18 protein-coding genes and 1 pseudogene are annotated in these 19,044 nt (G+C 65.6%); 9 read left to right on the top strand and 10 right to left on the bottom strand.

Going from position 1 to position 19,044, the window contains the following annotated elements:
* Positions 1–9 precede the first annotated feature (9 nt).
* On the top strand, positions 10–1,779 hold the full coding sequence (gene mutL, locus QM801_RS10920; protein ID WP_415019234.1) for a DNA mismatch repair endonuclease MutL: 1,770 nt from the start codon (positions 10–12) through the stop codon (positions 1,777–1,779).
* Here mutL and rsmD read toward each other — a convergent pair.
* Positions 1,776–2,333: a 16S rRNA (guanine(966)-N(2))-methyltransferase RsmD gene (rsmD, locus tag QM801_RS10915; protein WP_415019233.1), complete on the bottom strand. Its 558-nt coding sequence runs from the start codon at positions 2,331–2,333 to the stop codon at positions 1,776–1,778. The genes mutL and rsmD overlap by 4 nt on opposite strands.
* A 92-nt stretch (positions 2,334–2,425) precedes the next feature.
* On the opposite strand from rsmD, the gene QM801_RS10910 reads away from it, so the two are divergent.
* The gene (locus tag QM801_RS10910; RefSeq protein ID WP_415019232.1) at positions 2,426–2,878 is read left to right on the top strand and encodes a nucleoside deaminase; all 453 of its coding nucleotides are present in this window, start codon (positions 2,426–2,428) and stop codon (positions 2,876–2,878) included.
* Here QM801_RS10910 and QM801_RS10905 read toward each other — a convergent pair.
* The 6 genes from QM801_RS10905 to QM801_RS10880 form a co-directional block, all read right to left on the bottom strand.
* Positions 2,875–3,765: a patatin-like phospholipase family protein gene (locus QM801_RS10905; RefSeq protein ID WP_415019231.1), complete on the bottom strand. Its 891-nt coding sequence runs from the start codon at positions 3,763–3,765 to the stop codon at positions 2,875–2,877. The two genes, QM801_RS10910 and QM801_RS10905, sit on opposite strands and share 4 nt — an antisense overlap.
* On the bottom strand, positions 3,762–5,015 hold the full coding sequence (gene purD, locus QM801_RS10900; protein ID WP_415019230.1) for a phosphoribosylamine--glycine ligase: 1,254 nt from the start codon (positions 5,013–5,015) through the stop codon (positions 3,762–3,764). The genes QM801_RS10905 and purD overlap by 4 nt, the downstream gene beginning before the upstream one ends.
* The gene (locus tag QM801_RS10895) at positions 5,012–6,649 is read right to left on the bottom strand and encodes a thiamine pyrophosphate-binding protein (RefSeq protein ID WP_415019229.1); all 1,638 of its coding nucleotides are present in this window, start codon (positions 6,647–6,649) and stop codon (positions 5,012–5,014) included. Before QM801_RS10895 ends, purD begins: the two co-directional genes overlap by 4 nt.
* A 70-nt stretch (positions 6,650–6,719) precedes the next feature.
* Complete coding sequence (locus tag QM801_RS10890) at positions 6,720–8,249, bottom strand: hypothetical protein (RefSeq protein ID WP_415019228.1); 1,530 nt, start codon at positions 8,247–8,249, stop codon at positions 6,720–6,722.
* Positions 8,246–9,172 carry a hypothetical protein gene (locus tag QM801_RS10885; protein WP_415019227.1) on the bottom strand — a complete coding sequence of 309 codons (927 nt, stop codon included), beginning with the start codon at positions 9,170–9,172 and terminating at the stop codon, positions 8,246–8,248. The genes QM801_RS10890 and QM801_RS10885 overlap by 4 nt, the downstream gene beginning before the upstream one ends.
* Positions 9,173–9,324: 152 nt before the next feature.
* Entirely contained in the window at positions 9,325–10,467 is a 1,143-nt protein-coding gene (locus QM801_RS10880) for a citrate/2-methylcitrate synthase (RefSeq protein ID WP_415019226.1), read from the bottom strand.
* Between the two features lie 23 nt (positions 10,468–10,490).
* Here QM801_RS10880 and QM801_RS10875 point away from each other — a divergent pair, with 23 nt between their 5' ends.
* Entirely contained in the window at positions 10,491–11,393 is a 903-nt protein-coding gene (locus tag QM801_RS10875; RefSeq protein WP_415019225.1) for a phosphate acyltransferase, read from the top strand.
* Between the two features lie 3 nt (positions 11,394–11,396).
* Here QM801_RS10875 and QM801_RS10870 read toward each other — a convergent pair whose 3' ends face one another.
* Together QM801_RS10870 and QM801_RS10865 are read right to left on the bottom strand one after the other, a co-directional pair.
* Complete coding sequence (locus tag QM801_RS10870) at positions 11,397–12,491, bottom strand: acetate/propionate family kinase (protein WP_415019224.1); 1,095 nt, start codon at positions 12,489–12,491, stop codon at positions 11,397–11,399.
* A gap of 44 nt (positions 12,492–12,535) precedes the next feature.
* A complete protein-coding gene (locus QM801_RS10865) occupies positions 12,536–12,952 on the bottom strand; it encodes a hypothetical protein (RefSeq protein ID WP_415019223.1) in 417 nt (138 codons plus the stop codon).
* Positions 12,953–13,052: 100 nt separating this feature from the next.
* Here QM801_RS10865 and QM801_RS10860 point away from each other — a divergent pair, with 100 nt between their 5' ends.
* The 5 genes from QM801_RS10860 to QM801_RS10840 all read left to right on the top strand — a co-directional run bounded on the left by QM801_RS10860 (position 13,053) and on the right by QM801_RS10840 (position 17,214).
* On the top strand, positions 13,053–13,523 hold the full coding sequence (locus QM801_RS10860) for a transcriptional repressor (protein ID WP_415019222.1): 471 nt from the start codon (positions 13,053–13,055) through the stop codon (positions 13,521–13,523).
* A complete protein-coding gene (locus QM801_RS10855) occupies positions 13,523–14,332 on the top strand; it encodes an ATP-binding cassette domain-containing protein (RefSeq protein WP_415019221.1) in 810 nt (269 codons plus the stop codon). The genes QM801_RS10860 and QM801_RS10855 overlap by 1 nt, the downstream gene beginning before the upstream one ends.
* Before the next feature lies 1 nt (position 14,333).
* The gene (locus QM801_RS10850; RefSeq protein WP_415019220.1) at positions 14,334–15,134 is read left to right on the top strand and encodes a metal ABC transporter permease; all 801 of its coding nucleotides are present in this window, start codon (positions 14,334–14,336) and stop codon (positions 15,132–15,134) included.
* A gap of 90 nt (positions 15,135–15,224) precedes the next feature.
* Positions 15,225–16,475, top strand: coding sequence for a flavodoxin-dependent (E)-4-hydroxy-3-methylbut-2-enyl-diphosphate synthase (gene ispG / locus QM801_RS10845; protein WP_415019219.1), 1,251 nt, complete (start codon positions 15,225–15,227; stop codon positions 16,473–16,475).
* The gene (locus tag QM801_RS10840; protein ID WP_415019218.1) at positions 16,468–17,214 is read left to right on the top strand and encodes a hypothetical protein; all 747 of its coding nucleotides are present in this window, start codon (positions 16,468–16,470) and stop codon (positions 17,212–17,214) included. Before ispG ends, QM801_RS10840 begins: the two co-directional genes overlap by 8 nt.
* Here QM801_RS10840 and QM801_RS10835 read toward each other — a convergent pair.
* A pseudogene (locus QM801_RS10835) lies at positions 17,215–18,148 on the bottom strand (polyprenyl synthetase family protein). It lies immediately after the preceding gene.
* Here QM801_RS10835 and mtgA point away from each other — a divergent pair.
* The gene (gene mtgA / locus QM801_RS10830; protein ID WP_415019217.1) at positions 18,142–18,990 is read left to right on the top strand and encodes a monofunctional biosynthetic peptidoglycan transglycosylase; all 849 of its coding nucleotides are present in this window, start codon (positions 18,142–18,144) and stop codon (positions 18,988–18,990) included. The pseudogene QM801_RS10835 and the gene mtgA overlap by 7 nt on opposite strands.
* Positions 18,991–19,044: the final 54 nt, after the last annotated feature.

The following is a 19,044-nucleotide window of genomic DNA, read 5'->3' as shown; positions in this document are numbered from 1 at the left end:
CTCTTTGCCATGCGAATCCGCCGCCTTCCCGAAGGCACCATCAACCGCATCGCCGCCGGCGAGGTGATCGAGCGACCCGCCAGCGCCGTCAAGGAACTGGTGGAGAATGCAATTGATGCAGGCGCAAGCCGGATCGAGGTTGTCTTCCGCGGCGGTGGCAAGTCGCTGATCCGCGTGTCCGACGATGGTTTCGGCATGACGGCGGAGGAACTGGCGCTGGCGCTTGAACGCCATGCCACCTCCAAGTTGCCGGACGATGATCTCTCCACAATTCGCACCATGGGGTTCCGCGGCGAGGCGCTGCCTTCCATTGCCAGCATCGCCCGCTTCTCTCTGGCCTCGCGGGCGAGGGGAGCTGCGGAGGCCTTTTCCATCGCCGTCGAAGGCGGCAGCACGCCGGAGCTGCGTCCCGCTGCCCTCAAGTCGGGAACGGAAGCCGAGGTCCGCGACATCTTCTATGCCACGCCCGCCCGTCTCAAGTTCCTCAAGACCGACCGCAGCGAAACGGCGGAGGCGCTCGACGTGGTGCGCCGGCTGGCGCTCGCCAATCCGGCGGTGGGCTTTTCCTTCGTGAGCGAGGAGCGGCGCTGGCTCGATTGCCCGCCGGGGGAAGATCGCGCCGCCCGCGTGGTCCGCATCATGGATGCGAGCTTCATGGAGAATGCCGTGCCCGTTGCGCGCGAGGGCGAGGACGTTGTGATCGAGGGCTTCGCCGGCCTGCCGACCGCCGCCCGCGCGCAGGCCACACAGCAGTTCGCCTTCGTGAATGGCAGACCCGTCCGCGACAAGCTGATTAGCGGCGCCATCCGCGGCGCCTATGCCGACGTGCTGCCGCCGGGGAGGCATCCCGCCGTGGTACTCTACATCACCTGTGCGGCGGAGCGCGTGGACGTGAACGTGCATCCCGCCAAGACGGAAGTGCGCTTCCGCGACCAGGGCTTCGTGCGCGGCCTGATCGTGAGCGCCATCCGCGCGGCACTTGGCACAACGCGGCCCGTGGCCGACACCGGTATCAGTGCGGCGACACTGGACTCTTTCCGGCGGGAGCGCAGCGGCTTCTCGGCGACGCCACCGCCGCGATCATCGGCGAGTTACGGCGGCCAGCCACAGTTCGCCGAAGCGGTGCAGACGGGTCTCGACATGCACATGCCGCCTTCGGCCCGAGAGCAGGATACATCGGCACCGGAGCCCGCGGCGGATTATCCGCTGGGGCAGGCGCGCGCGCAGCTTCACGGCAACTACATCGTGGCGCAAACACCGACGGGCCTGATCCTCGTGGACCAGCATGCCGCCCATGAGCGCATCGTCTACGAGCGGCTGAAGGCGGAGCACGCGGCCCGCGGTGTCATCACCCAGCCGCTGCTGGTGCCGCAGGTGATCGACGTGGATGGCCAGACTTTCGCCGCCGTCCTCTCGGTGCAGGACATGCTGGCCAAGGCGGGTCTTGCCGTGGAAGGCTTCGGCGACACCTCGCTCGTCATCCGCGAGGTGCCGGCAGCCCTTGCATCCGCCGACTGGAAAGAGGTGCTGCAGGCCGTGGCCGACGAAGTGACGGAACTGGGCACGCTGCAATCCGTCGACGGCAAGCTGAATCACGTACTCGCCACCTTCGCCTGCCACCACTCCGTGCGGTCCGGCCGCACACTCCGCGTCGATGAAATGAATGCGCTCCTGCGCCAGATGGAGGTGACGCCCAATGCCGGACAGTGCAATCACGGCCGTCCCACCTTCATCGAACTGAAAATGGGCGATATCGAGCGTCTGTTCGGACGGTCCTAAGCCGCCCGGAAGAAGTAGACGGTGGTGTCGCCATAGACACGCGCGTCGATGCGGGTGAGGCCGGCCACATCGGCAACGGTGGCGCGCTCCGCTTCCTCCAGCACGACGACTGCACCAGGCGCGAGCCAGCCCCCTTCAACAAGCGAGGCCATCGCCTTCTCGCCCATGCCCTTGTTGTAGGGCGGATCGGCGAAGACGAGATCGAAAGGTGATTGCGGCGCGCAGGGACCGAGCTTCGTGGCATCGCGGCGCCAGATCTTGCAGAGGCCGATAGCACCAAGCGCATCGGCATTGCGGCGGATGACGCCGCGGGCTTCCGTGCCTTCCTCAACGAACTGGCAGAACTTTGCACCACGTGACAGCGCCTCGAGGCCGAGCGCGCCCGTACCCGCGAAGAGGTCCATCACCCGCGCACCTTCGAGGTCGAAGCCTTCGATGCCATGGGCGAGGATGTTGAAGATCGACTCGCGCACCCGGTCGGAGGTCGGCCGCGTGGCGGTGGAGGAGGGGCCGTGGATGGCGTGGCCTTTGAATTTTCCTCCGACAATCCGCATCTTACCTTCCCGGCATCCGGCCAGACTTCGCTCTTGAATCGGCCCTGTTCTCCGTGTGAATTGCCACGATGAAGCAGAAACTGCCAGACCCTATGCGTCTTGCAATCGCCGAGGCCCATGCCGCGGCGGAGCGGGGCGAGGTGCCCGTGGGCGCCGCAGTGGTGGCCGCCGACGGTGAGGTGCTGGCGGTGGCGGGCAATCGTACGCTGGAACTGAAGGACCCTTCGGCTCACGCCGAACTGCTGGCCATCCGTGCCGCCGCGCGCAAGCTGGGCAGCGAGCGGCTGATCGACTGCGATCTCTATGTCACGCTCGAACCCTGCGCCATGTGTGCGGGTGTCATCTCGTTCGCCCGCATCCGCCGTATCTATTTCGGTGCTGCCGACGAAAAGATGGGCGCTGTCGAACACGGGCCGCGCTTCTTCAGCCAGCCCACCTGTCATCATGCACCGGAGGTCTACGGCGGCATCGGCGAAACGGAATCCGCCACCATCCTGCGGGACTTCTTCCGGGAGCGCCGCGGTGCGACTCCAGCGCGAGACTAGCTCTCGCGCTTGTCCTCGGCTTGTGTGTGCGTGAGTTGAACGGGCTCGGCCGTCTCCGCAATCAGCATGCGTTCCAGCTTGCGCTTCAACTCGTCCTTGGACGGTTCTGCCGCCGCGATGATGTCGCGGGCGCGGAAGAAATCCGCCGAGCCGAAATCCTCGACGCGCGGCGTGATGTACACGTCGGGCGGAGACAAGGCCCGCTTCAGCTGCGCCATGCGGTTGAACATGATGAGGAGCGAGCCCACCGCGATCTCCATGTTGCCGGGCTTGCTGCTCTTGGCCGGGCGCGGCTTCCCCGTCACATCAATGGCGACGACAAGATCGACGCCGTCGCGCACATGGTCGAAGGGGACGGGGTTCACGACGCCGCCATCCACATGCACGCGGCCATCGATGGTGGGCGCAGAGATGAGGCCCGGAATGGCAATCGATGCCCCCACAGCCTTGGCAAGCGGCCCCGTGGTCAGCACCGCTTCCTCCATGCGCTCGTAGTCGCAGGCGATGATCTTGAGGGGGATGCGCGTCTCCTCGATGTTGCGGGGCAGCGTATCGGGAAGTGCCAGATCGGCAAGCCGCTCGCCATCGAGATGCATTGAAGCAAGGCCCCCCAGCGAGAGCAGTTCCAGCGGCTTGGTCTTGCGCGCGCCGAAGACATAGCGGGCGAAGTCCACGCGGTTCGACAGCAGTTTCTCGGCGTGAAGGCGGAGCTCCTTGGCCGGCATGCCCGCCGCATAGCAGGCACCGACAAGCGCGCCCATGCTGCAGCCCGCAATCACCGCAGGCGTCAGGTTCATCTCGTCAAAGGCTTCGAGCAGCGCGATATGGGCGAGGCCGCGCGCACCGCCGCCACCGAGGGCAAGGCCGATGCGGCGCGGCGTGGTCATAGCGCCCGCCAGCCGATGTCGCGGCGGCAGAAGCCGCCGGGGAAGCTGATCCTGTCGACGGCGGCATAGGCGCGGGCCTGCGCCTCCTTCACGGTCTTGCCCAGCGCCGTGACGTTGAGAACGCGGCCGCCGTTCGAGACGAGCGCGCCATCCTTCATCGCCGTGCCCGCATGGAAGACTTCAACGTCCGCGCCAAGGTCACCATCCAGGCCCTTGATCGGATTGCCCTTCTTGACCGTGCCGGGATAACCCTCGGAACACAGGCAGACGGTGAGGGCCGCTTCGTCCTTCCAGCGCACGCTGATCTTGTCGAGCGTGCCGTCGGCAGTGGCGAGCAGAAGCGTGAGCAGATCGCTCTTGAGGCGCGGCATCAGGACCTGCGTTTCGGGGTCGCCGAAGCGGGCGTTGTATTCGATGAGCTGCGGGCCGGTCTTGGTCAGCATCAGCCCGGCATAGAGCACGCCCTTGTAAGGGTGCCCCGCGGCGGCAAGCGCCTTAACCGTGGGCTTCACGATTTTTTCGAGGGCCTCTGCCGTGATCGCGGGCGTCATGCAGGGGGCCGGGGAATAGGCGCCCATGCCGCCCGTGTTGGGGCCGGTGTCGCCGTCACCCAGGCGCTTGTGATCCTGCGCGGTGGTGAGCGGCAGCACGTTCACGCCGTCGCTGAGCACGAAGAAGCTGGCTTCCTCGCCTTCAAGGAAATCCTCGATCACGCAGGAGGCCTCGCCGAAGCGCCCATCCCAGATATCGCGCAAAGCGGCTTCCGCCTCGGCCAGCGTCATGGCGACGGTGACGCCCTTGCCCGCGGCAAGGCCGTCCGCCTTGATGACGATTGGAGCGCCACGCTCCCGCACATAGGCGAGCGCCTTGTCGAGGGCGGTGAAGCGCTCGTAGGCCGCAGTCGGAATGTTGTTGGCGCGGCAGATGTCCTTGGTGAAGCCCTTGGAGCCTTCAAGCTGTGCGGCGTAGCGCGTCGGCCCGAAGGCCTTGATGCCGGCCTTGGTGAGATCATCGACGAGGCCTGCAACAAGCGGCGCTTCAGGGCCTACCACCACAAAGCCGATGTTGTTCTCGGCGCAGAAGCGGATGACGGCGGCATGGTCGGTCACGTCGAGCGCCACGTTGGTGCCGACCTTCGCCATGCCGGGGTTGCCGGGTGCGCAATAGAGCGTTTCGAGTAGCGGGCTTGCCGAGAGGGCCCAGGCGAGGGCGTGTTCGCGGCCGCCGCTGCCGATCAGAAGAACGTTCATGACTTCAGTTGCACGTTGGATGAGAGGGCGATGCGGCTCGACTTCACGTGAAGAACGGCAGGGCCGGGTGCGGCAAGGAATGCCGCCACCGTGCCATCGACGTCATTCTCGCCGCGCGCGATGGTGAAGGACGCTGCACCGAAGGAAGAAGCCCAGTCGTCGAAGTCCGGATTGCTGAGATTGGTGCCGGAGACACGGCCCGGGAACTCGCGCTCCTGGTGAGCGCGGATGGTGCCGTAGATGCCGTTGTTGGAGATGACGATCTTGGGCGCCGCGCCATAGGCCATAGCGGTGGCGATTTCCTGGCCGGTCATCAGCACGCCGCCGTCGCCGACGAAGCACAGCGCCGTCCGCTTCGGCTGCACGAGCGAGGAGGCGACAGCACCCGGCACGCCAAGGCCCATCGCCCCGACGATGCCGCCGATCAGGGTGTTCTCGGGCGTCATTTTCCAGTGGCGGTGTACCCAGGTGGAGATGTTGCCAGCATCGGTGACGATGATGGCGTCCTTGGGCGCAAGGCGCGAGAGCGCGTCCACCACCACGCCGAAATCCATGCCGTCCGGCGCATCGACGGGCGAGAACACCTGCAGGCCCTTCACAACGCCGTTGATCCTGCTGATCCAGCCCTCGCGGGTGGCGCTCACCACGCGGGCCGTCTGCGCCATGCCGGAGAGCACGGCCACCGGATCTGCGATGAGGCCGAGGTCGGTGCGGAAGACATGCCCGATGGGCTTGCTGTCGGGATAGACGTGAACGAGCGTCTGCTTCGGGGCAGGGGTCTCGGGGAACGTATAGCCCAGGCTTGCAACGTCGCCGAGGCGCGTGCCGATCGCCACGATGAGATCGGCTTCGGCCAGCGCGTTGCGGTGCGCGGCCAGCGCCCCGAAGCCGAGGTGGCCGGCATAGAGCGGCGAGGCGTTGTCGAAAATCTCCTGGTTCTTCCAGGTGACGGCGACGGGAATGCGTTGGGCCTCGGCAAAGCGGTTGAGGGCTGCCTTGCCGGCGGCGCCGCGAAGTGCGCCACCTGCCACCAGCACGGGCCGCTCGCTGGCATCGATCAGCGCCTGAATGCGGGCGAAGTCGGCGGGATTGGTGCTCACCTGCGCGCGCGGGAAGACCACGGGCTCTTTCGCTTCCACGGCATCGTCCAGCATGTCCTCGGGCAGTGACAGCACCACGGGACCGGGCACGCCCGCCTGCGCCAGCCGGAAGCTGCGCGGCAGAAGCTCGTGCAGCTTGCGCCCGTCAGTCACTTCATAGACGGCCTTGGTCATGCTGCCGAAGAAGCTCTGGTAATCGACCTCCTGGAAGACGCCGCGGGTGCGTTCCTCGCGCGCCACCTGACCCACCAAAAGGATGACCGGCAGGGCATCCTGGTCCGCCATGTGGATGGCAATGGAGGCGTTGGTGGCGCCGGGCCCGCGGCTCACCATGAACACGGCGGGCTCGCCCGTGAGCTTCGCTTCGCTGCAGGCCATGAAGCCGGCACCGCCCTCATGGCGGCAGACGATCACCTCGATGCCGCTGGCATGCAGGGAATCGAGCAGCGTGAGATAGCTCTCCCCGGGCACGCAATAGACGCGTTTCACCCCATGGGCTTTGAGAGACTGAACAATGGTGTCGGCTGCGCGCATGTCGATTCCGGGCAATGGAGGGGTTGTGAGGCTCCTCATGCCCGAAACGACCCGGCCCTGTCGATAGTGCTTACTGGGCTGCGGCGTTGAGTTTTTCGAGGGCCTTGCGGGCGTCGGCATAACCGGCGGCAGCGGCCTTGTCGTACCATTCCTTGGCCTTGGCGGCATCAGGCTCCAGACCGCGCACGTTCATGGCGGTGTAGACGGCCGGATCGTAGGTCTGGCCGGCACCATAGGCACCTTCCGCGAGGCCGAGCCCATGGGCCTTGATGAAGAACTGGCGGGCGGTCACGAGATCACCCGTCTTCATCAGCGCCTCGCCCTTGCCGAGCAGCGTCTTGGCTTCGGTATTGTCCGCTTCCTGCGGTACCGGAATGGCCTGCGGCAGCGGCTGGCTGTTGGACTGCACTTCCGGCGGCGCGCTGGCGGGCTGGACCGTCACGTTGGTGAGGTCAAGCGCCACCGTCATTTCGCGGGGCGGGGCAGCCTGGGCGCCGGTCTTCTCTTCCACGGCAGCGACGTTCAGGTCGATCTGCGAGGACTGGGCATTCTGCACCACAAGCTTCACGCCCTGGATTTCCGTGGGCTTCAGCAGCCACTCGCCATCGGCCACTTCGCGGCCCTTGGTGAGATAGGCGTCGTTCGGAAGGCCGGTGATCTTGAGGGCAAGCGGAATGTCGGGATCGGCGGGTACGGCAGCGATCTCGAGCGGGATCGGGTTGTTGAGGGCACCGCTCGCATCCGCCACGTCAACGCGCGGAATGCGCACCGGCTTCTTGGTGAGGACGGTACTGCCGCCCGCTGCAGCGGCCGGGGTGGCGTCCGCCGTCTTGGTGTCGGTGGCCGGCGGAGACTGCATCAGGGCGAGCACCGCGCCGATCGCGGTCGAGGCGCCATCGACGGTGGCGGCATAGCCCTTGTGCAGCATGTTCATGTTGGAACTCGCCACACCGGCGACACCGCCGATGGTGCAGGCCACGGCAAAGAGGCCGGCAATCTTGAGCGGCGACATGCGGGCGCGGCGGCGTCCCTGCTGGGCCGGCTGGCCGTTGCGGGATTCCATCTTCTTCTGCCATTCGCGGAAGCGAAGGCTGCCTTCGTCGTCATCCTTGCCGCGGCTGAAGCCGCGGTCGTTCGGCATGGTAGAGAAGGGCGGAATGGGCCCTGCGGCCTGGCGCTTGGCGTTCTGGAAGCGCTCCTCAAGGCGGCGGCGGTAAGCATCGTAGGCTTCCGGGCTCGGCTGCTCGAAAAGCGGCGCGTGGGCGCGGGCAGAGCGATACTGCTCACCCATGTCGCGCGCCATGTCGCGGACATCGTTCGCCGGAACCGAGCGGCCGAACCAGCTCGGCGTCACGTTGCGTGCGTCTTCCTCGCGGTCCTCGTCCTCATAGTCGTCGTCGCGCTCGTCCTGTTCGTCATAGGACTGCGCTTCATAGGCCTGCTCGTCGTAGGACTGCGGTGCATCCTGTTCCTCGAACGAGTATGCGTGTGCGGCAGCATCATCCGCGTCCTGCCCGGAGTAGGAAGGCGCTTCCTGATCGTTCGCGGGGATGTCCTTTTGTGGCGCACGGTTTGCGGTGTTGCGCTTGGACTTGCTCATTGCCCGTCTCCTTGTTGGATTTCTGTTTCAGCACCGGCGGTCGCCTCGGCGGCAAGTTCGTTCAGGGCTGCCTGCGCCGCACGATGGCGCGTCCAGCCCGGAATTTCGGCAGAGAGATTTGCGTTGATCTTGAGACGCCCGGCATTGCGGAGCAGGGCGGTCGTGAAATTCTTGAGGCGCGTGTCGGTCGCCTTGTCGGGCGCGCGCGCCAGCACCATCACGGCAAGCGGGGCCGCAAGCGATTCAACATCGGCGTCCTTGGGGATCAGGGCCGGCACGTCGGCATTGCCCAGCATCACCGGCACGTAGGTTGAATCGAGCTGCTTCGGCACGGGGAGCGGCAGGATCTTCCAGCGCTTGGCATCGAGCCGTGCTGTGCGGAGAATGCTGGCATCGACGAGGGCGGCATCGGCATTGCCCTGGTTCAGCATCGCAACGGCTTCATTGTTCTGGCGGGGCACGCGGGAGAACTGGATGTTCTGGGCGTTGAAGATGAGCTCGCCCGCGACGAAGCCCATGCTGCCCGTGGGGCCCGTGGCAATGCGCTTGCCGGAAAGGGCGGAAATGTCTTCCACGTCCTTGGGCACGATGAGCGCCCAGGCGACAGGCTGCAGGCGGGCGAGATAGGTGATCTTGCCGCCGAGTCCGTCGAGGAGGCCCTGCGCCTGTGCGTAGGTCAGGGTGTCGAGCGGCATCAGCGCGGCATCGACCCGGTCGAGATAGGCAAGATCGGAAACGCCCTGCAGGGTGCCGGCACCCGCAATCGGGAGAACGCGGAGTCCCTGGTCGTGCTGCACGACGGTGGCGATGGCAATGGCCTGCGAGAGCCACTGGGAGTCGGCGGCGAGCAGGCCAAGCGTGTTCTGGTTGAGCTTGTCGGCGCGTGAGTCAGCGTGCGCAGAAAACGCAGCTATACACAACACACAACAGGCGACCCACGCCGCCAAAAAGGGCCGAACTCTGCCCATGATTTCCCCGCTTATCGCCAAACCCTGGCTGGGGCAACTCATACCCCGATTAATATCTCATCGTATTTTGTGGCAGAGGCGGGGCAGAACTGGGGAAATGTGGCGTTTCAGCCACGGTCTTTAACGGGCACGTAGGGGCGGGCGGCCGGACCGTCATAAAGGGTGAGGGGCCGGATTAAGATATTGTTTTGCAACTGTTCCTGGCACTGGACGGTCCAGCCCGGAACCCGCCCGATGGCGAAAATGGGCACGAAAAGATCCGGCGCAATGCCGTTCAGGTAGTAGATGGCACCGGAATAGAAGTCGACGTTAACGTTAACCCCAAACCGGGCATATGGCTTCATGGCCTCAACCACCGCTTGCAGGATGGCGAACCAGCGCGGCTCGCCCATTTCCTTGGAGAGTTGCTCGACACCGTCCCGCATGTGACGGGCGCGGGGATCCTCGGTGCGGTAGACCCGGTGGCCGAAGCCGGTCACGGCCTCGCCCCTGGCCCGCTTCTCCTTGACGTAGGCCGCCGCATTCTCGGGAGCCCCGATCTCCTGCGCCATCTTCATCACGTCCTCGGCGGCACCCCCATGGGCAGGGCCGGAGAGGGCGGCAATCGCGGCCGTGAGGGCAGCGTGGAGGTTGGCTTCGGTGCCGATCACCACCCGGCCCGTGAAGGACGAGGCGTTGCTGCCGTGTTCGGCGTGGAGGATGAGGTCGCGGTCCATGAGTTGCGCTGCCTCGGTCGAAGGCTTCCGGCCGGTGAGAAGCCACAGCACGTTGGCAGCATGGGAGAGGCTGTCATCCGACTCCGGAACGGGCTTTCCCGCCCGGATCGCCGCATGGGCGCCGACGATCACAGGCACCTGCGCAGTGAGGCGCACGCCCTTGGCCCGCGTTGCCTCGAGCGAATTATCGTCCGCCTGCGGATCGAAGGCGGCAAGCGCCGAGACGGCGGTGCGCAACACGTCCATCGGGTGGGCATGGGCGAGCGTGCGGATGATGTCGATGACGCCGCCCGGAATCTGCCTCGCTGCCTTCAGGTCGCGGGTGAAGGCGTCAAGCTGGCCCTGCAGCGGCAGTTCGCCATGGAGGAGGAGGTAGGCCGTTTCCTCGAAAGTGGACTGTTGCGCGAGGTCGTGGATGGAGTATCCCCGGTAGCGGAGTTCGCCCGCCTTGCCGTCGATGAAGGTCGTGGCGGAGCGCTCGAAGTAAACACCCTTGAGGCCGCGATGGATCTCGATCTTCTCTTCAGTCGTCATGGTTCCGGTCCGGAGATTGCTGGATGTCTGTGATCGAAGAGGCCAAGGCCAAAATCAAGGGCAGGGGTCTGAAACTTGTGATGCCAGAGGCGGAGGACGCCCGCATCGCCGAAGCCGCCCGCAAGATCGAAGCGCAGGGTCTTGCGCAGGTCATCCTCTTCGGCGCGGAGAGCGTGCCGCAACCGCCGGTGCAGGCGGTGGAACGGTTGCGCGCGTTGCGCCCGAAGCTCTCCGACGCGCTCGCCCGCAAGTTCCTGCAGAAGCCGCTCTATGCAGGGGGCGGGCTCGTCGCGGCGGGCGAGGCTCATGCCATGCTGGCAGGCGCGGCCAATGCCACGGCGCGGGTGATCGAGGCCTCGCTGATGACCATCGGCCTTGCCGAAGGGATCGCAACGCCCTCGAGCTTCTTCCTCATGCAGTGGCCGGACAGGCGGCTCGTCTTTGCCGACTGTGCTGTGAACGTGCAGCCGACGGCGGCGGAACTTGCCGACATTGCGCTTGCCTCGGCCCAGACGGCGCGGACCATCCTCACGGACACGCCGCGCGTGGCGCTGCTCTCCTTTTCCACCAAGGGCTCGGGCGATCATCCGGATGCGGAAAAAGTGCGGGAGGCGCTGGCGCTGGCAAAGGCGCGGGCACCATCGCTGCTGATCGACGGCGAACTGCAGGGCGATGCAGCGCTTTCCGCGGCCGTGGCCGCGCGCAAGATCAAGGAGCCCGGCGAGGTAGCGGGCCGCGCCAACGTGCTGGTCTTTCCGGATCTCGACGCCGGCAATATCGCCTACAAGCTCACTCAGTATCTTGCGGGCGCGCAGGCCATCGGCCCGATCCTGCAGGGCTTTGCACGGCCTGTTTCCGATCTCTCGCGCGGTGCAACAGTGGACGATATCGTCGACACGGCGGCACTTCTTCTGTCGCTGGCTTGAAGCTCAGCCGCCCAGCACGTCCACCACATCGCGCGCCATGGTGAGTTCCTCGTTGGCTGCGACGACATGGACATGGGCAGCGGGAACGCCCAGCCAGGCGAGGTGCGACATGATCCGTGTGCGGACGGGTTCGGCATTCTCGCCGACGCCGCCGGAAAAGACGATCGCATCGACGCCGCCCAATGCAGGCACCAGTGAGGCCGCGTGCCGTGCCGCCGAATAGCAGTAGTATTCGACCGCCTCGGCGGCTTCCGGCTTCGGGCTCGCCAGCAGTTCGCGCATGTCTCCGGAGATACCGGACAGTCCGAGAAGCCCGCTCTTGCGATAGAGCAGGTCCTCGAGCTGATCGAGCGAAAGCTTCTCGTCGCGCATCAGGGCAACCAGAACGCCCGGATCGATGGAGCCCGTGCGGGTGCCCATGACGAGGCCGTCGGCGGTTGAGAAGCCCATGGTGGTGCCCACGCTCTTGCCGTCCTTGATCGCGCACATGGACGAGCCCGAGCCCAGATGCGCAGCAATCATGCGGTGGGGCAGCGGCCGTCCGGTCTGCTGCGGCAGGTGCGCCACGATGTGTTCGTAGTTGAGGCCATGGAAGCCGTAGCGGCGGTAGCCCTTGTCGCGATAGGCCCGCGGCAGCGGAAGGCGTGTCGCCAGTTCCGGCTGTGTCGCGTGGAAAGCGGTGTCGAAGCAGGCCACCTGCCGCACATCCGGCAGCAAGGCGCGCATGTCACGCAACACGCCGATGCCGAAGGGCAGGTGCAGCGGCGCAAGGCTCCGCAGGCTGTCGAGGGTGGTGAGGACATGATCGTCGATCAGCGTGGGCGCGGTAAAGGCCGAGCCGCCATGGACGACGCGATGTCCGACACCGGTGATCGTGCCTGCGTCGATGCCCTGCTTCTTCAACCAGTCCAGCAGGATGGCGAGGCCATCGCGATAGCTGATGTTGACGGGAAGCGACTCCTTCACGCCGCCGCATTCGAGGTGGGGCGTGGTGCCGATGCCGCTCACCTGGCCGCGCAGCACCTCCGCAAGCTCTCGCGGTTCATAGACCGCGAACTTCAGCGAGGATGATCCGGCATTGAGGACAAGGATGGCCATGGCCCTTCTTCAGGCGCGCGGGCCATCCTTGCAAGGGCCGGGGATCAATATTGCACAAGACCAGAGCGCGAGAGCTTGAAGCCGGTGCCGTTCGCCATGCACTTGAGGCCGGAGGTGGAGGAGGTGCAGACGATGCCGTTCTTCTTCCACTTGGTGCCATAGTCGAAGACATTGCCCAAGGGCTCGCCATAGCCGCAGCCGGGCACTTCGCCCGGGTTCTTGTAGACGTGCATCTCGCCATCGGGGGTGAGCGTCACGGTCCAGTACTTGGGCTTGACCCGGGAGCAGGAGAGGAGGGGACCATCGGCCGCATCGGGGATGTAGGAGCAGCAGATGTTCCCGGACGGCATGTCGAATTCGGTGGTGCCGCCATCCGACGTCGTGAAGTCGATGGCCAGCGCCGGGGCGGCCAGAACACCGGCGAAAAGGGCGGCGAGGGACATGGATTTGAGGGTCAGCATCACGAATCTCCTGTGCATGGCGAGGAGGATGCGCCGCGGCGCCTGAATGCAACTTGAACGGAAGATTGTATTTGGCAGGAAATGTTATAATATAACAAGCATGAGCTTCCCCAGCCCGAAACACGATCACCACGCCTGTACCCGCAACATCGTGAGCCATGCGGAGAAGGTGTGTGCCGCCACCGGCGCACGCCTCACCGAGCAGCGCCGCGACGTGCTGGTCTGTGTGGCCGAGAGCCATCAGGCAGTGGGGGCTTACGAGATCATCGAGCGCATGGCGGTTCATGGTCCCCGGCCCGCGCCGATCACGGTCTATCGCGCGCTCGAATTCCTGCAGGGTCAGAACCTCGTCCACAAGATCGAAAGCCGCAACGCCTATGTTGCCTGCTCGGAGCAGCATGACGGTGCACCGGCGGCACTCCTGATCTGCGAGACCTGCAACAACGTGTCTGAAGTGCTGGACCGTCAGGCGGCCGCGGGCCTGATCGAGGCGGCGCGCGCGCAGGGCTTCACCGTGAAGCATTCCGTCGTCGAACTCTCGGGCATCTGCGCCCATTGCCGGAGCGCCTGATGCTGAAGGTCAACAACGCTTTGGTCACCGCCCATGACGTGAGCCTGAAGGCCGGGGCTCGCATGATCCTCGACAAGGTCAATCTTGCGGTGAGGCCGGGCGAGATCGTCACCATCATCGGCCCCAATGGCGCGGGCAAGTCGACGCTCGTCAAGGTGCTGCTCGGCCTTGTGCCGCACACCGCCGGCCGGGTGGAGAAGCCCGCCGACCTGCGCATCGGCTATGTGCCGCAGCGCTTTCCCATCGCCATGAACGTACCGCTCTCGGTCCGCCGCCTGATGACGCTGACGCTCTCGGCGAATGCGAAGGAGATCTCCGCCGCCCTCGATGAGACTGGTGTGGCGCACCTGATCGATGCCTGGGTCACCGATCTCTCCGGCGGCGAATTGCAGCGCGTGCTGCTGGCCCGCGCACTGCTCCGCCGCCCGCAATTGCTGGTTCTGGACGAGCCGGTGCAGGCCGTCGATTTCCACGGCGAGGTGAAGCTCTACGAACTGATCTCCGCCATCCGCAAGGCGCACGGCTGCGGCATCCTGATGGTGAGCCACGACCTTCACATGGTGATGGCCGAGAGCGACCACGTCATCTGCCTCAACAGCCATGTCTGCTGCGAGGGCGGGCCCACGGCGGTGCAGAAGGATCCGGAATTCGCCAAGCTCTTCGGCCCTGCGGCGGCGCGCATGATCGCGGCCTATACCCATCACCACGACCACGATCACGAGACCCATTCCCACCTGGGCCACGATCACGGTCACGATCATCAAGATCACCACCACGGCCACCCCCATCCGCCGGGCCACCGCCACTGACATGCTCGACATTCTCTCCGAACCCTTCTTCCGCCGCGCCGTGCTTGCAGGTCTCGGCGTTGCGCTGATCGCGGGGCCCATCGGCTGCTTCATCGTGTGGCGGCGCATGGCCTATTTCGGCGAGACGCTGGCCCATGCCGGATTGCTGGGGGCAGGGCTCGGGCTACTCTTCAATGTCGACATCGCCGTGGGTGCGGTTGTCGTGGCCATGATCCTGGCGTTGATCCTGATTGCGCTCCGGAGCCAGAAGCAGCTTGCCGTCGATACCATCCTCGGCATCCTCTCGCACACGGCCCTCGCGCTGGGCGTCGTCGTGATCGGTCTCGTCACCGGCGCGGTGACGGGGCACCTCGACATTCTGTTCGGCGACGTGCTTACCGTCTCGAGCCGCGACGTGTGGACGGTCTGGGCTGTTGCCACAGTCTCGCTTATGCTGCTCGCGCTTCTGTGGCGACACATGATCGCCATTTCCGTGCACGAGGACCTCGCCCGCGCCGAGGGCATCAACGTGCAGCGGACCGAACTGCTCTTCACCCTGCTGATCGCCTTCGTGGTGGCGATTTCCATGAAGATCGTGGGCCTGCTTCTGATCACGGCCCTGACCGTCATGCCCGCCGCGGCGGCGCGGCGGCTCGCCTCAACACCCGAATCCATGGCGCTCCTCAGCAGCGCCATGGCAGCCGTTGCGGTGATTGCCGGGCTGTTCATGTCCGCCGCCTGGGGCACGGTCGCGGGGCCGTCCATCGTGCTGTCGGCCGGCTTGCTCTTTGTCTTGACCTTGCCGCTCGGACAACGCAGTTAGCGCAACGGACGAACAAATCGGAACGATTTGAGAGAGAAAAGTTGCGCCAGATATATGTTATGGCTCATCTTTGAGCGCCAGAGGAACGAAATGACTTTCACTGCAGCACATCCCCGCCGCGTCTCGGTCGGCGTCATGGTCGGAAACGTGAAGGTGGGCGGCGGCGCCCCCGTGGCAGTGCAATCCATGACCAACACCGACACCGCCGATGCCGAGGGCACCGCCCGTCAGGTGGCGGAGCTGGCCCGTGCAGGTTCGGAGCTCGTCCGCATCACGGTCGACCGGGAAGAGTCCGCCTCCGCCGTGCCGGCCATCCGCGAGAAGCTGCTGAAGATGGGGCTCACCGTGCCGCTGGTGGGCGACTTCCACTACAACGGCCACCTGCTGCTCTCGCAGTTCCCGGCCTGTGCCGAGGCGCTCGACAAGTACCGCATCAATCCCGGCAACGTCGGCTTCAAGGAAAAGCAGGACCGCAACTTCGCGCAGATGATCGAGATCGCCATCAAATATGGCAAGCCGGTTCGCATCGGCGTCAACTGGGGGTCGCTCGACCAGGCGCTGCTGACCAAACTGATGGATGAGAACAGCAAGTCGGCCCAGCCCAAGGACGCCCGCGCCGTGATGCATGAAGCGGTGGTGCAGTCGGGCCTTGCTTCCGCCGCCCGTGCCGAGGAACTGGGCCTTGCCCGCAACAAGATCATCATCTCGGCCAAGTGTTCCGAGGTGCAGGACCTGATCGCCGTCTATCGCCTGCTGGCGGCGCGCAGTGACCACGCGCTCCATCTCGGCCTCACCGAGGCGGGCATGGGCTCCAAGGGCATCGTCGCCTCGACGGCCGCCCTTGCGGTGCTGCTGCAGGAGGGGATCGGCGACACCATCCGCATCTCGCTCACGCCCGAACCAGGCGGTGACCGCACCCGCGAGGTGATCGTGGCGCAGGAAATTCTCCAGACCATGGGGCTTCGCGCCTTCGCCCCCATGGTGATCGCCTGTCCGGGCTGTGGCCGCACCACCTCCACCGTGTTCCAGGAACTGGCGCAGGACATCCAGACCTACGTGCGTGGCCGCATGCCGGAATGGCGCGGACAATATCGCGGCTTCGAAACGCTCCAGCTTGCGGTGATGGGCTGCATCGTCAACGGCCCCGGTGAATCGAAGCATGCCGACATCGGCATCTCGCTGCCGGGCACGGGCGAGCTTCCCGCCGCCCCGGTCTACATCGATGGCCGCAAGGTGAAGACGCTGCGCGGCGAGGACATCGGCGAGCAGTTCAAGTCCATCGTCGAGACCTATGTGCGCGAGCGCTGGGGCGAGGGCGGACGCTCGGCGCGCCATGGCTGAGGCGATCAGCGTCAAATCCTTCCTGGCCAATGCCGAAGACCACCTGCGGGTGGGTGACATCATCCTGTCCCGCAGTCCGACCTTCTCAAGCTGGGCCATCCGCTGGGCCACGGGCAGCGCCTTCAGTCATGCGGCCCTCGTCTTCCTCGTGGCGCATCCGGACGAAGGCTTCACCAGCAGCTTCATTCTCGAAAGCGTGAGGGGCGGTGTCGGCCTCTCCAACATCAAGGACTACATCGGTGGCAAGCATCCCCATGCGGAGATCGTGGTGCTGCGGCTCGAGGGCGAGCAGTTCACCGAAAGCTATTTCAAGAAGGTGCGCGGGCTGATGCTCGATCACGTGAAGTCGGGCTACGACTATGGCCGCGTCATGCGCATGGGGCTCTCGGCGGTGTTCAGCCTCAGGCTCGGCTGGTTCACGCTCAGCAAGGGCCAGCGCCGCTCCATGGAACATGCGGTCAGCACCACCACGCGCAAGCTGCACAAGTGGGTGCCGCCGCAGTTCATCTGCTCCGGCTTCATCCAGTATGGCCTTGCGAAGGCGGCGGAACTGACCGGCCTCACCGCCAACGTGATGCTGAAGCCCGGCCTTTCGCCAAATGACCGGGACGGCATTCTGGCCGTAACGCCGGAAGACGTAGCGCGCTCACCCATCCTGACATGGCGCTTCGCCATTCGTCGCGGCTGGGTCTATCCCGTGCAGGGCTACGACGAGGCGATGAAGCGCATCAACAGTTGATCACTTCTTGCGCGTGACGATGAAGCGCGCCGTCTCGGCCAGAAGCCTGGCGTTGTCGCCATAGACAGCGACCGCCGCAACCGCCGCCTCGGACAGACGCGCGGCCTCACGCTTGGCACCGTCGAGTCCGAGGAAATCCACAAACGTCGCCTTGCCGCGCTCCTTGTCCTTGCCGGTGGCCTTGCCCAGCGTTGCGGCATCGGATTCCACATCGAGAATGTCGTCGGCGATCTGGAAGGCAAGGCCGATATGTTCCGCATACTGACGAAGCGGCGTGCGGTCGGCCCCGGCCATGATGGCACCCGCCTCGCAGGCGAAGCGGAAGAGGGCGCCGGTCTTGCCGCGCTGCATCTCGGCAATGGCCGCGTAGGAGGAGAAGCCGCCCTGTTCGGCGACGATGTCCAGCATCTGGCCGCCGACCATGCCGGCCTCGCCGGCGGCACGCGCCAGTTCGAGCACGAGCGCGCTGCGGACTGCAGGATCAGTGTGGGTTTGAGGTACCGCGAGGAATCTCGAACGCGAAGGTGAGGAGCCCGTCGCCCGCGAGAATCGCGGTGGCCTCATCGAACTTGCGATGGGTGGTGGGCTGGCCGCGGCGAAGGTCGTCATCGTCCATGGCAGGAAGGTCGTCGTGGACGAGGGAGTAACAGTGGATGCACTCGAGCGCCGCCGCCACGCGGATCGCCTTGTTCGACGGCTGATCGAACAGGCCCGCCGACTGCAGCACGAGGAAGGGCCGCAACCGCTTGCCCTGGCCGAGGCTCGCATAGCGCATGGCCTCCCGCAGGCGGTCGCCGGGGCGGGGAGGCAAGAGGCTGTCGAGGGCTTTCTCCACCGCCTGCGCGGTATTCACCAAGGCTGTCTGGAAGTCCGGTTGCTGCTCTTGTGTCACGAGTCCAATTCCGCAATATGGCGTTCCATACGCAGATGGCATCGAAATCTCAACAGAAGGACGCGGGCAAGCCGCGGGAGAAGCTGCCCTGGGCCCCGCGCAAGAAGCGGGAGTCCCTGGCCGATGAGCCACAGGCAGGGACCTCCCCGCGCCGCTTCCAGCGTTTCTGGACCTTCTGGGAGGCCCGCTCCGTGTGGCAGCGGCGGGTGCTCGCTGTCATGGCCTTCCTTGTGGCGTGGCCCATCGTCGGCACGCTGATCTACGGGGTCATTCCCCCGCCCGTGTCCAACCTCATGGTCTTCCGCCTGTTCACCGGCAACGGCATCCACAAGGATTGGGTGAGCCTCGACGAGATGTCGCCCTATCTTGCGGCCTCGGTGGTGAGTTCGGAGGACGCCCGCTTCTGCACTCACCACGGCGTGGACTGGGTCGAATTCCAGAACGTGATCGATGACGCCATGGACGACGGCGAGGGACCGTCTCGCGGTGCCTCCACCATCTCCATGCAGACGGCCAAGAACCTCTTCCTCTGGGAAGGGCGGGGGCCGCTGGGGGCCATCCGCAAGGGGCTGGAAATGCCGCTCGCCCTCTACATGGACGCCCTGTGGACCAAGCGCCGGATGATCGAGGTCTATCTCAACATCGTGGAGTGGGCGCCGGGCGTCTATGGCGCAGAGGCTGCGGCCCAGTTTCATTTCAAGAAGCCCGCGAGCAAGCTCTCCCGCCGCGAGGCGGCGCTTCTCGCTGCGGTTTTGCCCAATCCGATCAAGCGGAAGGCCGGCAAGCCCTCGCGCGGTGTGCGGCTGATCGCCGGCATCATCGAGCGCCGGGCCCGCGGAATGGGGCCATACCTCACTTGCCTCGACCGCAAGAACTGGCTATAGACCCCCCAGATTTCGCGCCCCGGACCCGGGGCGATTCATTTTTACACGTTCTTT

Source organism: Aestuariivirga sp., assembly GCF_047600585.1.
Lineage (GTDB): Bacteria > Pseudomonadota > Alphaproteobacteria > Rhizobiales > Aestuariivirgaceae > Aestuariivirga.
Note: the sequence above shows the minus strand (reverse complement) of the source record. Positions and strands in the feature narration are given on the sequence as shown.